The following is a 14,221-nucleotide window of genomic DNA, read 5'->3' as shown; positions in this document are numbered from 1 at the left end:
TTATTCCACCGCTGGCGGATTATTTTTTGCCGGCGCATGCAGGCTGGCCCACAGGTGGGCGGCCGCCATGGTGCGGTGCGGCGCATACTGGCGCAGCCACTGCTCCGTGCGCGCCATGTCCGGTTTGACGTCTTCGCCGAGCAGTTTTTGCAGGGCGGCGCGGATGGCCACGTCGCCGTGCAGCGAGCAGTCGGCATAGCCGTAGCCGCGCAGCAGCGCGTAGTTGACGGTCCAGGGGCCGATGCCTTTCACGGCCAGCAGCGCCTGCGACATGGCCGCCACGTCGCCGGAGGGCGGCAGGTCCAGCGACAACTCGCCGTCGTCGACGAGGCGCGCCAGGCGCAGCACGGTTTCCGCCTTGGCGCGCGAGAATTTGCGGCTGGTCAGATCCTCGATGGACAGGCGCGCCACGTCGCGCGCCTCCGGGTAGCACCACAAGCCGCTGCCGTGCCGGCGTCCCGCCTGCAAAATAAACGTGCGGCGCAGGGCAATGGCGAACGGCAGGTTGATCTGCTGGCCGATGATGGCCCAGGTCAGCGCCTCGAACGGGCTGGCCGACTGCACGATGCGCAGGCCCGGGTTGACGCGCACCAAGGGCGCCAGCAGCGGGTCGGCGGCGGCCAGTAGCGCGAATGGCTGCGGGTCGATGCGCAGGCCGAGGATGTTCAGGAGGGCGCCGTGCAGGGGCGTTTCAAGGTCGGCATCGCCATCGCCATCGATGTCTGCCTGGCAGATGGCGGCATCCGGCGTGAAGGCGACGTCCAGTACGACGGGCACGCCGGCAAGCAGGATGCCCTTGCGCAGGCCCGCCGGCGTGAGCTGTTCCGCCACGGCCTCTGTATCGCGGCTGTGGAAGGCGATGACGTCGTCGCGGCGGTAGCCGGCGGGCAGGGGGAGGGTCCAGTGCAGCAGGGTCATGGTGGGCCAAAATCAGGGACGGTATCAGGGAGGCGATGCGGGCGCACCGCGTTTCTTGCTGTTGTCTTCAACGGGCGCAGAGGTCGGTGCCGGGTGGGCTCAGGGCCGCCGCGTGCTGGATCTGCAGCGCGTCGGGCACGCCGTTTTTCACGGCCGTCAGCTCGGCCAGGATGGAAATGGCGATTTCGGCCGGCGTCTTGCTGCCGATGTACAGGCCGATGGGGCCGTGCAGGCGCGCCAGCTGTTCTGCGCTCACGTCGAACTGCAGCAGCCGCTCGCGCCGCTTGGCATTGTTGACGCGCGAGCCGATGGCGCCCACATAGAACGCGGGGGACTTCAACGCTTCCATCAGGGCCAGGTCGTCGAGCTTGGGATCGTGCGTGAGGGCGACGACGGCGCTGCGGCTGTCGAGCTTTAATTCCAGCACCAGGTCGTCGGGCATGGCGTGCAGCAGGGGCACGCCCGGCACGTTCCAGCCGCCCCGGTACTCCTCGCGCGGGTCGCAGACGATGACGTGGTAATCCATGGCCGTGGCGATTTGCGCCACGAAGCGCGACAGCTGGCTGGCGCCGATGATCAGCAATCGCCAGCGCGGACCGTGCTGCGTGGTGAGCGCCCCGTCTTCCAGGGCCAGCACGGCGCCCGGCGCGGCGCGCTGCAGGGTGACGGCGCCGCTGCGCAGGTCCAGCCGGCGCTCGACCAGTTCATGGGCTTCCAGGCGCGCCAGCAGTTCGTCCACGCGGCTGCCCGCATGCAGCGGTTCGATGGCCAGTTCGATGGTGCCGCCGCAGGGCAGGCCGAAGCGGTGCGCCTCGTCGGCGCTGATGCCGTAGCTGACGATTTCCGGCAAGGTGCGCACGATGCCGTGCACGCGCACGGTGTCGATCAAATCATCTTCGATGCAGCCGCCGGAGACGGAACCGACCACCGTGCCATCGTCGCAGATGGCCAGGGTGGCGCCCACAGGGCGGGGACTGGAACCCCAGGTCTTGATGACGGTGACGAGTTCGCAGCGGTGGCCGGCGGCGAGCCAGGCGGCGCTGGTTTTCAGAACTTCAAGGTCGATGCTGTCCATGGCGCGCGCGAGTGACATGCCGCATGTTTGCGGCAAAGTATGGAAAAGTATTCAAGATTGTGGATATACTACCTGTTCCACCACCCTGCGGAGAATTTTCATGTCAAATGAAGTCAAGACGCAAGAAGAGGGTATTCCCAAGTTCGGCAAGCTGCTCATTGTTCTGTTTTTAGCCGTGGTGTTCTGCGGCGCCCTGACCTGGATCATGGGCACTTACTTCCCCAACTTCCCGGGCGCCTGAGCCAACCTGCGGCATCAGGCGCCTCTGGTGCTTAAGGCTTGAGCGGCTTCTTCGCCGCCTGCTTGGCGCGCACGTCGGTGACGGCGCGGTTGATGGCCGCCATGCGCGAGTTGGTGCCAGGGTGCAGGGCCGTGTAGCCGTTGGCGACCGTGGCCGGCACTTGCGTGGCCATGCGCTGCCAGAAGCGGGCGGCGTTGTCGACGTTGTAGCCGGCACGCGCCAGCAGGTAGATGGCCAGGGTGTCGGCTTGCACGTCGAGTTCCTGCGGCATGGCCTTGATGCCGGCGGCGCCCGTCAGCATCGACACGTCGGGCTGCACGGCGCCCAGGCTGTCGATGATGCTGCCGGCCGTCCCCGCCGTGCGCTGGCTGCGCGCGTGGTCGAGGATATTGTGCGCCATTTCGCGGGCGATCACGAAGGCGATACCTTCGTCGTTTTGCGCCGCGTTGACCATGCCGCGCGTGAGCATGATGCGTGCGCCGTCCGAGTAGGCGTTGATGTTGTCCGCATTGCCCAGGGCGACGCGGAAGGCGCAGGCCCGCGTGACGGGAATTTTGAGGTCCTGCTGCTGGCCATCGCGGGCGATCGTCATGTTCAGGCTTGCGCTTTTCGAGGCCAGCGGGCCGACGATGGCGCCGAACGGGCCTTCCGCTTTCGGGCCGGCCGGCAGCGGCTTGCCTTCGGCGGCCAGCAAGCCGTCGCCCTTGCGCAGGCCGGCGCGCGCGGCGCCGCTGCCCGGCAAGACGCCCGAGACCTGCATCTGCTCGCCGTAGCCGAGCGCCGCCTGGGCCGCATCGGCATAGATGCCGGGGTAGGAATACTTGTTCTGCGCCGTAAAGCCCAGCAGGTTGCGCGCATACGTCTTGCACAGGTCCGCATTGTTGATCAGCAGGGGCGCCGAGACTTTCGACAGGCGGTCCTGCAGCGCCACCATCTTCACCAGTTCTTCCTGCGCCGCCTTTTGCTGCGCCGTCGGCGCGCGTGCATCGGGCGCCGGCACGACGTTGAACGGGCCGCTGACCTGCGTCGTTGGCGTGGTGCAGGCAGAGAGAAGGGCAACGCAAGCCACCAGCAGTGGCGAGGCCAGATGGCGCAGCGAAGTCGGGGCTGGGATCAGATGGCGGAAACCTGGCATGAGAAAATCCTTCTTGTAACTCCTGACAAAACCTGCTGCGCGGCGCGGGTCGCGGCCTCCGATGCTCACTGTGCATTCGCACAGCTCCGCTTCTCAGCCACAACTCACATCCGCTCGCTACGGTTTGTCAGTCGCTGTTAATGTTTGCCGGTGCTGCCGAAACCGCCAACACCGCGTTCGCTGTCGTCGAATTCCTCGACGACGTTAAAGCCCACTTGCAGCACCGGCACGATAATCAGTTGCGCCAGGCGTTCCATGGGATTGAGCGTGAAAGCACTCTGGCCCCGGTTCCAGGTCGATACCATCAGCTGGCCCTGATAATCGGAGTCGATCAAGCCTACCAGATTCCCCAGGACGATGCCGTTTTTATGGCCCATGCCGCTGCGTGGCAGGATCATGGCCGCATACGACGGGTCGCCGATGTGGATGGCCAGGCCGGTGGGAATGAGCACGGTCTGGCCGGCTTCGATGGTGATGGCCTCGTCGATGCAGGCGCGCAGGTCCAGGCCGGCGCTGCCGGGTGTGGCGTAGGCGGGCAGCAGGTCTTGCATGCGGGCGTCGAGGATCTTGATGTCGATATTTTTCATTAAAGCTTTACATTAAGACTGATAAAAAGGTTTCTGGAATGCCTAATAAACCGTAGCGAGCGGCAGTGAGTTGTGGCCGAGAAGCGCAACTGTACGAAGGTACAGTGAGCATCACAGGCCGCAAATCACGACGCGCAGTAGGTTTTTAGGCATTCTTATTTGAGCAGCGAATTTTTGGCCAGGCGTTTCGAGATTTCCGAAATCAGCTGGCGCGCCAGGTTCAGTTTCGAGGCGCGCGGCAGCACGGTGTGGCCTTCCTCGTCGAACAGGATGATGGTGTTGTCGTCCTGGCCAAACGTGTTCTGGCCGATATTGCCGACCAGCAATGGAATGCCTTTTTTCTCGCGCTTGGTCGAGCCGAATTCCACGAGGTTTTCCGATTCGGCGGCAAAGCCGACGCAGTACGGATAGCCGGCCAGGTTGGTGCGCGCCGCCACGGTGGCCAGGATGTCGGGATTTTGCGCGAACTTCAGCTCGGGCACGGAGCCGTCGGCCTGCTTTTTCATCTTCTGTTCGCTGGCGTTGGCCACGCGCCAGTCGGCCACGGCGGCCACGGCGACGAAGACATGCTGGCCGTCGACGTGGGCCAGTACCGCGTCATGCATCTGCTGCGCGCTTTGCACGTCGATGCGGCGCACGCCGAATGGGGCGTCCAGGGCCGTGGGGCCGGAAATGAGCAGCACTTCGGCGCCCGCTTCGCGCGCCGCGCGCGCCACCGCATAGCCCATCTTGCCCGAGGACAGATTGGTGATGCCGCGCACGGGGTCGATCGCCTCGAAGGTGGGGCCGGCCGTGACCAGCACGCGCTTGCCCGCCAGGACTTTCGGCTGGAAGGCGGCGATCAGCTCCGTCAGCAATTGCTCCGGTTCCAGCATGCGGCCCAGGCCAACTTCGCCGCACGCCTGTTCGCCGGCGGCAGGGCCAAACAGCTTGACGCCGTCGTCGCGCAGCTGCTGCACATTGCGCTGCGTGGCGGGGTTCTGCCACATCTCCACGTTCATGGCCGGCGCCACCAGCAGGGGCAGGTGGGAAGGGCGGGCCAGGCACAGGGTCGACAGCAGGTCGTCGCACACGCCGTGCGCCAGCTTGCGCAGGAAGTCTGCGGAACACGGCGCGATCAGAATCGCATCCGCGTCGCGCGTCAAATCGATATGCGCCATGTTGTTGGCGATGCGCGCATCCCACTGGCTCGTATGCACGGGGTGGCCGGACAGGGCCTGCATCGTGACGGCCGTGATGAAGTGGCTGGCCGCCTCCGTCATCACCACCTGCACCGAGGCGCCGGCCTTTGTCAGCGCGCGGCACAGTTCCGCCGCCTTGTAGCAGGCGACGCCGCCCGAGAGTCCCAGGACGATTTTTTTGCCGGACAATTCCATGCCGTTCTCCTGCGTGTTTATTTGTTTACCCGGCGCAGTTCATCGATGATGAACAGGGCCGCGCCGATGCAGATGGCGCTGTCGGCGATGTTGAAAGCGGGGAAATGGCCCCAGCTTTTCCAGTGGAAGTCGAGGAAGTCGACCACGTGGCCGTAGATCAGGCGGTCGATGGCGTTGCCCAGCGCGCCGCCGAGGATCAGCGCCAGGGCCCAGCAGAACATGCGCTGGCCGGCGTGCTTTTTCAGCAGATAGATGATGTAGATGGCGGCCGCCAGGGCGATGCCGGTGAAGAAATAGCGCTGCCAGCCGCCCTGGTCGGACAGGAAGCTGAACGCGGCGCCCTTGTTATACGCGAGCACCAGGTTGAAATACGAGGTGATGACCATTTCCTGCGCATAGCGGAAGGTCTTCAGGATCGTGATCTTGGTGATCTGGTCGAACAGGATGACGATGGCGGCGATGCCCAGCCAGGGCACGAGCGACGCCGAGGATGACGATTTCGATGAAAAACGGTTTTTAGTGGCCATATTTTTCCAGGGAAGATAAAGCCGCCGCCAGGTGGCAGGCGGCGGTTGGACTCATAGCATACAACGGCGGGCAAAATCGTAGCGAGCGGCAGCGAGTTGTGGCCGAGACGCGCAGCTGTACTTTAGTACAGCGAGCATCGCAGGCCGCAAATCGCGACGCGCAGTAGATTTTGACGACGTTGTTTAGGCGAAACGGCGCGCTTCGCCTTTTCCAAACAGGTTGCTGACGCAGCGGCCGCACAGGGTAGCATGCGCGGCGTCCGTGCCCACGTCCGCACGGTAGTGCCAGCAGCGCTCGCACTTCGGCGCCGTCGACGCGGCCACGAGCACTTCCTCTGCCGCTTCCTCAGGCACTTCGACAACGCTGGCCTGCGAGGTGATGAAGACGAATTTCAAGTCCTCGCCCAGGGTGGTCAACAGCTTGTACTTCATCGGTGCGGCCTTGATCGTCAGTTCCGCCTGCAGCGAGGAGCCGATGGCGCCCGAGGTGCGCAAGTCTTCCAGCTGTTTCGTCACGTCCGTGCGCACGGCGCGCAGGGCCGTGTACTTCTCCAGCAGCTCGGCGGCGTCCGATACTTGCGGCAGCTGCCACCAGGTTTGCGTGAAGATGGTTTCATCGCTGGCGGCATAGGCTTCGCTGCCTGCGAAGACGGCCCACGCTTCCTCGGCCGTGAACGACAGGGCCGGTGCCATCAGGCGCAGCAGGCTTTGCGTGATGTGCCACAGGGCCGTCTGCGCCGAGCGGCGTGCGTGCGACGTCAGGCCGGAGGTGTACAGGCGGTCCTTCAGGATGTCCAGGTAGAAGCCGCCCAGGTCTTCCGAGCAGTACGTCTGCAGCTTCGACACCACCGGGTGGAATTCGTAGCGCGCATAGTTGTTCTCGATCTGCTGCTGCAGCGAGGCCATGTTGGCCAGCGCATAGCGGTCGATTTCAAACATTTCGGCGACCGGCACGGCGTCCGTGGCCGGATTGAAGTCCGAGGTGTTCGCCAGCAGGAAGCGCAGGGTGTTGCGGATGCGGCGATACGATTCCGTCACGCGTTTCAGGATTTCGTCGGAGATCGACAGCTCGCCCGTGTAGTCGGTCGAGGCGATCCACAGGCGCAGGATGTCGGCGCCCAGGGTGTCCGAGATTTTCTGCGGCGCCAGGGTGTTCCCCAGCGACTTCGACATCTTCTTGCCTTCGCCATCGACCGTGAAGCCGTGCGTCAGCAGGGCTTTATATGGCGGACGGCCATTGAGCATCGACGACACCAGCAGCGACGAGTGGAACCAGCCACGATGCTGGTCCGAGCCTTCCAGGTACAGGTCGGCCGGGAATTGCAGCTGCGTCGAGTGCGAACCGTGCGCTTGCGGGCCGCCCAGTACCGTCTGGTGCGTGGCGCCGGAATCGAACCACACGTCCAGCGTGTCCTTGTTCTTGGCGTAGATGGCCGCTTCGTCGCCGATCAGGTCAGCCAGGTCCAGCGCCTGCCATGCCTCGATGCCGCCCTTTTCGATCAGCTTGGCCACCTGCTCCAGCAGTTCCGGTGTGCGCGGATGCAGGTCGCCCGTTTCCTTGTGCACGATGAAGGCCATCGGCACGCCCCACTGGCGCTGGCGCGACAGGGTCCAGTCGGGACGGTTGGCGATCATGCCGTGCAGGCGTGCCTGGCCCCAGTCCGGGAAGAATTCGGTGTCGGCGATGCCTTGCAAGGCCGTCTCGCGCAGGGTCGCGCCGCCATCCTTCGGCGTCACGTCCATGCCGGCGAACCACTGCGAGGTGGCGCGGTAGATGATCGGCGTCTTGTGGCGCCAGCAATGCATGTAGCTGTGGTCGAACATCTTGACTTCAAACAGCGCGCCCGCTTCGCGCAAGGCGTTGCAGATCGGCTTGGACGCTTCCCAGATGGTCATGCCGCCGAACAGCGGCAGGGTCGAGGCGAACTTGCCGTCGCCCATGACGGGCTTGATGATGTCGTCGTCCTTCATGCCGTGCGCCTTGCACGAGATGAAGTCGTCCAGGCCGTAGGCAGGCGCCGAGTGCACCACGCCCGTGCCGCTTTCCGTGGTCACGTATTCGGCCAGGTACAGCGGCGACAAACGGTCATAGAAGGCGTCGGCCGCATGCAGCGGGTGGCGGAAGCTGATGCCGGCCAGGGCCGCGCCGTCGCAGGTGGCGATGGTCGTGCCTTCGAGCTTGAAGCGCGCCAGGCTGGCCACGACCAGGTCTTGCGCCAGGATCAGCAGCAGCGGCTGGCCATCGCGCTCGGCCTTCACCAGCGCGTATTTGACTTCCGGGTGCACGTTCAGCGCCTGGTTCGACGGGATGGTCCACGGCGTGGTGGTCCAGATGACGATGAAACCGTTATCGGTCGGCAGGGAAGGCAGGCCGAAGGCGGCCGCCAGTTTTTCCGGCTCGGCGAACTTGAAGCCGACGTCGATGGCGGGATCGCGTTTTTCCGCGTATTCCACTTCCGCCTCGGCCAGCGCCGACTGGCAGTCGAAGCACCAGTTGACGGGTTTCAGGCCGCGGTACACATAGCCTTTTTCCAGCAGCTTGCCCAGCGCGCGCAATTCGTCGGCTTCATTGCCGTGCGCCATGGTCAGATACGGGTTGTCCCACTCGCCCAGCACGCCCAGGCGAATGAAATCCTTCTTCTGGCGCTCGACCTGCACGGTCGCGTAGGCGCGGGCCTTTTCCAGCACGTCGGCCGTCGGCAGGTTCTTGCCGTGCAGTTTTTCGATCTGGATCTCGATCGGCATGCCGTGGCAGTCCCAGCCCGGTACATACGGCGCGTCGAAGCCGGACAGCGAGCGCGACTTGACGACCATGTCCTTCAGGATCTTGTTGACGGCGTGGCCCAGGTGGATGTCGCCATTCGCGTACGGCGGGCCGTCATGCAGGATGAATTTCGGACGGCCGGCGGCAGCCTTGCGTACGCGCTCGTAAATCTTCTTGTCTTGCCATTGCTGTACCCATTGCGGCTCGCGCTTGGCCATGTCGCCGCGCATCGGGAACGGGGTTTCCGTCATGTTGACCGGGTATTTGCTTTCAGGCTTCTTGTTCTGCTTGGGCGTGGCTGGCTTGTTTTGATCGGACATAATCTTCTTTAATGATATTGAATGGTTTGCGGCGGCAAGTGCCGCCAGGCGAAGGAGTTGGCCGGCGTCAAATTCGGTCGGTGGCGGTAATGGCGCCGCTGCGCTGCTCAAAATAGGCGCGCGCCTGATTCGAGTCGCGCTCGATGGCGGCCGTCAGGGTGGGCAAGTCGTCGTACTTTTCTTCGTCGCGCAGCTTGTGCAGGAATTCCACGCGCACCAGCTTGCCGTAGCAGGATTGGGCGAAATCAAACAGATGCACTTCCAGCAAGACGCGGCCGCTGTCGTCGACGGTGGGGCGCACGCCGAGGCTGGCCACGGCGGGCAGCGGCTGGGGTGCCAGGCCGTGTACCTGCACGATAAAGATGCCGGACAGGGCCGGGCGGTGCGCCACGCGCAGGTTCAGGGTGGGGAAACCGAGGGTGCGGCCCAGCTTCTGGCCGTGGATCACGTGGCCGGAAATGGCGTACGGATGGCCCAGCAGCTGCGTGGCCAGCGGGAAATCCCCGGCCGCCAGGGCCAGGCGCACGGCGGATGAGGAGATGCGCGTGCTGCCGTTCATCACGGTAGGTAATGTTTCTACATGGAAACCGTATTGGCGGCCCGCTTCCTGCAGCATGGCCACGTCGCCGGCGCGCCGCGCGCCATAGCAGAAGTCGTCGCCGACCATCAGCCATTTCACGTGCAAGCCGTCGACGAGGACTTTTTCCGTGAATTCCTGCGGCGTCAAGGCGGCGAACTGGGCGCTGAAGTGCTCGACGACGACCCGGTCGATGCCGGCGTCGTCCAGCGATTGCAGCTTGTCGCGCAAGTTGGCGATGCGCTGCGGGGCTTTGGACAGGTCGCCCGCGCGCTGGGCGAAGAATTCGCGCGGGTGCGGTTCGAACGTCATCACGGCCGCTTCAATGCCGAGTTCGGTCGCCGCGCCGCGCACGCGCGCCAGCAACGCTTGATGGCCGATGTGGACACCGTCAAAATTGCCGATGGTCAGAGCGCAAGGCGCTCGTGCCTGGGCATTGGGAAGTCCGCGGAATACCTTCATAGGAATCTGATGAAAAACTGTGCCAAAAGGGGGATTATACGGACTGTTTCAGGGATGCACACCCGGCAGGGCGGGCACAGGGCGAATTTCACTGCTGAAATGATAAAAAGCGTTGCCGGCAAGTGTGCTGGCAACGCTTTAGTATTGATTCAATGCACTCTCAACGTCGAACCCAAGCGTAGCGAGCGGCAGTGATTTGTGGCCGAGAAGCGCAACCGTACTGTAGTACGGTGAGCATCACAGGCTGCAAAGCGCGACGCGCAGTAGCTTGGGTTCGATGTCAATTACTTGTTCATTAACGTCCAGTAACGGGCCAGGTCAGCCGCGCCATCCGTGCCCTTGACGGCTTTGAATGCCGTCGTGGCATTGGCTTTTTTGCCGGCGTGAATGTAAGCGATGCCCAGATGCAGCTTGGCTTCTTCCGCATACTTGGCGGTGCCCATTTTCACGGCGTCGTTCATCAAGCCCAGGCCCTTCTCGGCCTGGCCATCGTAGACCAGCGCGAAGCCCAGCTTGCTCAAGCTGTCGGCGTCCTTGTTCTTGACGTATTCCGCTTCCGACTTGGCGGCGTTGGCTTTCAGGTCGGCCTGGGTTTTCAGGGCCAGGTCTTTCAGACGCTGGTGACGGGCGGCATCGGCGCCGGTACCCAGTACGCCTTTTTTGTAGCCTTGCTCGATGATGGCCAGCGCTTCGCCGGGATTGCCTGCTTGCAGGGCCAGCTGGCTGATTTCCATGTATTCGGACGGCTTGGTGAACAGGCCGTTGGCCAGGCGCAGGCGCTGAACGTCCAGGCCCAGGCGTTGCGAGAAGCCAGGTTTGCCCGAGACGCGGTTCAGCAGGTCGGCCCAGTAGCTGGTTTTCGGATAGCTGCCAGCCAGTTTTTCCAGGGTAGCCACATAGCCGGCCTTGTCGTTCTGTTTCAACTGGATGTTGGCCAGCATTTGCAGGCTTGCTTCCGAGTTGCCGCCGCGCGCTTGCAGTTCCTTGGCCGCTTCGGCGTAGTTGCCGCTGACGTAATAGGTCTGGATCAGCAGTTCGCGCATCTGCGCATCGTCGCGGTCTTTCAGCGAGCGCTTGATCCAGGTAATGGTGTTCGGCCAATCCTTGGCGCGGTAGTACATGCCTGCCAGCGCTTGCGTGAATTTCGGCGCTTCGGCGGCGCTCAGGCGGCCGGAATTGATGACGGCTTCGAAGGCCTTGATGGCGGTGCCGTTGTCGCCAGCGGCGGCGGCGGCCGAAGCGCGTACGCGTTCGATCTGGTAGCTTTCAAAGGCGGTCTTGCCGCCGACGCTGTCTGCTTCACGCAGTTTGGCCAGCGCTTCCTTGTTTTTGCCGCTGCTAGCGAGTTTTTGTGCTTCTTGCAGTGGCTTGCCGACTTCGGCGCGCACGGTGTCCGCGGCATATGCCAGCGAGCCCAGGCCGATTACAGGAGTTGCTGCGGTAAAACCGATAGCGGCCATGACGAGGCCGAGATGAGCGAGACGAAACTTGGACATGAGAAAGTCTTTCAGTAAAAAGCGAATAGGCAGGAAGTCCTGCCTATTCGGATGTAAAGATAACCTGATTGCTACAGCTTACTGGAATTGCTCGTTGCCGACCAGACCGATTTTGGTCACGCCCAGACGCTGCGCCGACGCCATCACACCGGCGACGACCTTGTATTCCACCAGCTTGTTAGGACGCAGATGCACTTCTGGCTGATCTGCTTGCGCAGCAACGTTGCTCAGTTTGGCTTCCAGCGTATTACGATCAGGTACGACCTGATTGTCCCACAAGATAGTGCCATCAAAATCGACATCGATCGTGACGACCACTGGTTCGGTTGTCGGTGGCGGCGGGGTGCCGACCGGCATGTTCAGGTTCACCGAGTGGTTTTGCTTAGGAATCGTGATGATCAACATGATAATCAGCACCAGCATCACGTCGATGAGGGGCGTCATGTTCAGTTCCATCATTGGTTCCGGATCCGCGCCTGCTGCGCTTCCCGAACCGACATTCATACTCATAGTGTTTCCTTTAAGAAGTCCAACGAAGCACCGGGCGATACTGCCGCCCGGCAAGCTTCCGTCAGTGGCGCCCCCATGTTGCCGGGGCGCCGCTGTCAGTCGCTATCAGCCCTTGTCAGGTGGTTCGGTGATGAAGCCGACCTTCTGGATCCCGGCACGTTGGGTCGTGTAAATAACCCGGCCGATCGATTCGTAGCGTGTTTCTTGGTCGCCACGAACGTGTACTTCCGGCTGCGGTACTTTCACTGCTTCAACTTTAAGATAATCGAACAGTTCGTTCGTGTCTTTCAGTCTGGTCTGGCCCAGGTAAATCTCACCATCCTTGTTAACAACGATGTTGACGTTCTCTGGCTTGGTTTGCAGGGCTTGGTTGGCCTCAATCGGCAGATCGATTTTCTGCAATTTGAGGACAACCGGACTGGTGATCAAGAAAATGATCAGCAAAACCAACATGATGTCGACGAGCGGCGTCGTGTTGATTTCTGACATTACTTGATCTTCATCTCCGCTGTCGGAGCCGACGGACATCGACATGATTCTTATCCGATCTTTTTAGCGCCGGCAGCACGGCCAGCTTCGCTGGTGGACATTACGCCGGAAACCAGGACCGAGTGAACGTCGGCGCTGAACGAGCGGATGTCTTCCATTGCGGATTTGTTGCGACGTACCAGCCAGTTGTAACCCAGAACGGCAGGAACGGCGACCAGCAGACCGAAAGCGGTCATGATCAGTGCTTCACCAACTGGACCTGCCACTTTGTCGATCGATGCGTTACCGGTCATGCCGATAGCGGTCAGCGCGCCGTAGATACCCCAAACGGTACCGAACAGACCGATAAACGGTGCGGTCGAACCAACGGTTGCCAGGAACGACAGGCCATCTTGCAGACGCGATTGGACTTTGTCCGAAGCGCGCTGGATCGACATCGTCACCCAGGTCGACAGATCGATTTGTTCCAGCAGGGCGCCGTCATGGTGTGCGGTTGCCTTGGTGCCCGATTCAGCGATGAAGCGGAATGGCGAGCCTTCGCTCAGGGTTGCCGAACCAGCAGCGATCGAAGGAGCTTTCCAGAATTTGGAAGCGGCTTCCTTAGCTTGCTTGAAGATCTTCATTTGATCCAGCAGTTTGGTGATGATGATGTACCAGCTGCCGATCGACATGATGGACAGGATGATCAGGGTAGCGCGTGGCACGAAGCCGCCGTCCCAGACTGCGGACAGGCCGAACGGGTTGTGCACTTCTTCGGTTTTGGCTGGAGCGGCTGCGTCAGCGGCTGGAGCTGCTGCTGCGTCTGCTGCTGGAGCGGCGGCATCTGCGGCAACTGGTGCTGGTGCAGCGTCTGCCGCAGGAGCCGAAGCGGCAGCCGATGCTGGCGCGTCAGCGAATGCCGGAGCTGCTACCAGAGCGGTAGTAGCGGTGACGGACAACAGAACCGCGGCAAAAAATGCGGACAAACGGGTATTCTTAAACATGCTTCCTCCAAAATTAAAAATAACAGATCGCTGAACGTAATGACAACGAAATCATAGTGTGAGACAGGGGATAACTGTCTCGGGTTTTAATCCAGCGACCAAACGTATTGCATTTGCTGCCAGCCTTGTTCCGGCTTGCCGTCAACTGTTGCCGGCTTGAATGTACAGCGGCTGATACCTTGCACCGCGGCTTTGTCCAGGTCTCTGAAGCCGCTGGACTTCACGATCTTCGAATCAGCGACCTTGCCGTCTACACCGATCAGGAACGACAGTGTCACCACACCGGTTTCCTCATTGCGCTGCGACGACTTTGGATAAGCCGGTTTTTCGCAGACACTGAAGTCAACCACGGCCGGTGTACGCACCGATTTGGCTGGTCCAGGAGTTGGCGCAGGCTGTGCAGGCGGCGATGGCGGTGCCAATACATTCGTAGCTGGCTTCACGGCAGTCGTATTTGCGATCACGTTCTGCTGTGGTGGCGGCTGCTGCACGTTCACCTCGACTGGCGGAATGAATGGCGGTGGTGGCGCTTTCATTTCTGGCGGCGGTGGTGGCGGTGGAAGATCCTTCGGTGGAGGCGGTTTGACTTCCTCGATAATCTTGGTTTCAACCGGTTCCATCATTTTGGTGACCAACCGCTTGCCCAAGCCCGTCGCGATCCCGTAAGCCGCGAGAACGTGCAGCAGGACAACGACGGTTATGCCTGTGTAGTTCTTGGGACTTTTCTCGTTCGAAAAATTCATGCCTGCTTTCTCCAAATA

14 protein-coding genes are annotated in these 14,221 nt (G+C 62.1%); 1 reads left to right on the top strand and 13 read right to left on the bottom strand.

Annotated elements, in window-relative coordinates; all coding sequences use genetic code 11:
- Both GCN78_RS02710 and GCN78_RS02705 read right to left on the bottom strand, forming a co-directional pair.
- Nucleotides 1-918, bottom strand: a complete 918-nt coding sequence (locus GCN78_RS02710) for a DNA-3-methyladenine glycosylase family protein (protein ID WP_152250320.1) — start codon at nucleotides 916-918, stop codon at nucleotides 1-3.
- 67 nt (nucleotides 919-985) lie between these two features.
- Nucleotides 986-1,993, bottom strand: a complete 1,008-nt coding sequence (locus tag GCN78_RS02705) for an XdhC family protein (protein WP_152250567.1) — start codon at nucleotides 1,991-1,993, stop codon at nucleotides 986-988.
- Between the two features lie 100 nt (nucleotides 1,994-2,093).
- Here GCN78_RS02705 and GCN78_RS29220 point away from each other — a divergent pair, with 100 nt between their 5' ends.
- Entirely contained in the window at nucleotides 2,094-2,234 is a 141-nt protein-coding gene (locus GCN78_RS29220) for a hypothetical protein (RefSeq protein ID WP_162835767.1), read from the top strand.
- 31 nt (nucleotides 2,235-2,265) lie between these two features.
- Here GCN78_RS29220 and GCN78_RS02700 read toward each other — a convergent pair whose 3' ends face one another.
- The 11 genes from GCN78_RS02700 to GCN78_RS02650 form a co-directional block, all read right to left on the bottom strand.
- On the bottom strand, nucleotides 2,266-3,369 hold the full coding sequence (locus tag GCN78_RS02700) for a M48 family metallopeptidase (protein WP_152250319.1): 1,104 nt from the start codon (nucleotides 3,367-3,369) through the stop codon (nucleotides 2,266-2,268).
- A 137-nt stretch (nucleotides 3,370-3,506) separates the two neighbouring features.
- Nucleotides 3,507-3,956, bottom strand: a complete 450-nt coding sequence (dut, locus tag GCN78_RS02695; RefSeq protein ID WP_152250318.1) for a dUTP diphosphatase — start codon at nucleotides 3,954-3,956, stop codon at nucleotides 3,507-3,509.
- Nucleotides 3,957-4,111: 155 nt separating this feature from the next.
- Nucleotides 4,112-5,332 carry a bifunctional phosphopantothenoylcysteine decarboxylase/phosphopantothenate--cysteine ligase CoaBC gene (coaBC, locus tag GCN78_RS02690; protein WP_152250317.1) on the bottom strand — a complete coding sequence of 407 codons (1,221 nt, stop codon included), beginning with the start codon at nucleotides 5,330-5,332 and terminating at the stop codon, nucleotides 4,112-4,114.
- Between the two features lie 17 nt (nucleotides 5,333-5,349).
- A complete protein-coding gene (gene lspA / locus GCN78_RS02685) occupies nucleotides 5,350-5,859 on the bottom strand; it encodes a signal peptidase II (protein ID WP_152250316.1) in 510 nt (169 codons plus the stop codon).
- A gap of 183 nt (nucleotides 5,860-6,042) precedes the next feature.
- Nucleotides 6,043-8,943 carry an isoleucine--tRNA ligase gene (ileS, locus tag GCN78_RS02680; protein WP_152250315.1) on the bottom strand — a complete coding sequence of 967 codons (2,901 nt, stop codon included), beginning with the start codon at nucleotides 8,941-8,943 and terminating at the stop codon, nucleotides 6,043-6,045.
- 67 nt (nucleotides 8,944-9,010) lie between these two features.
- Nucleotides 9,011-9,982 carry a bifunctional riboflavin kinase/FAD synthetase gene (locus GCN78_RS02675; protein ID WP_152250314.1) on the bottom strand — a complete coding sequence of 324 codons (972 nt, stop codon included), beginning with the start codon at nucleotides 9,980-9,982 and terminating at the stop codon, nucleotides 9,011-9,013.
- A 284-nt stretch (nucleotides 9,983-10,266) separates the two neighbouring features.
- Nucleotides 10,267-11,478 carry a tetratricopeptide repeat protein gene (locus GCN78_RS02670; protein ID WP_152250313.1) on the bottom strand — a complete coding sequence of 404 codons (1,212 nt, stop codon included), beginning with the start codon at nucleotides 11,476-11,478 and terminating at the stop codon, nucleotides 10,267-10,269.
- A 78-nt stretch (nucleotides 11,479-11,556) separates the two neighbouring features.
- On the bottom strand, nucleotides 11,557-11,988 hold the full coding sequence (locus tag GCN78_RS02665; RefSeq protein WP_170840419.1) for an ExbD/TolR family protein: 432 nt from the start codon (nucleotides 11,986-11,988) through the stop codon (nucleotides 11,557-11,559).
- Nucleotides 11,989-12,093: 105 nt separating this feature from the next.
- Nucleotides 12,094-12,522, bottom strand: coding sequence for an ExbD/TolR family protein (locus GCN78_RS02660; RefSeq protein ID WP_071075811.1), 429 nt, complete (start codon nucleotides 12,520-12,522; stop codon nucleotides 12,094-12,096).
- A 5-nt stretch (nucleotides 12,523-12,527) separates the two neighbouring features.
- Nucleotides 12,528-13,460: a MotA/TolQ/ExbB proton channel family protein gene (locus GCN78_RS02655; protein ID WP_215406609.1), complete on the bottom strand. Its 933-nt coding sequence runs from the start codon at nucleotides 13,458-13,460 to the stop codon at nucleotides 12,528-12,530.
- Between the two features lie 86 nt (nucleotides 13,461-13,546).
- Nucleotides 13,547-14,203, bottom strand: a complete 657-nt coding sequence (locus GCN78_RS02650) for an energy transducer TonB (RefSeq protein WP_152250312.1) — start codon at nucleotides 14,201-14,203, stop codon at nucleotides 13,547-13,549.
- Between the last annotated feature and the right edge of the window lie 18 nt (nucleotides 14,204-14,221).

Source organism: Janthinobacterium rivuli, from assembly GCF_009208735.1.
GTDB lineage: Bacteria > Pseudomonadota > Gammaproteobacteria > Burkholderiales > Burkholderiaceae_D > Janthinobacterium.
Note: the sequence above shows the minus strand (reverse complement) of the source record. Positions and strands in the feature narration are given on the sequence as shown.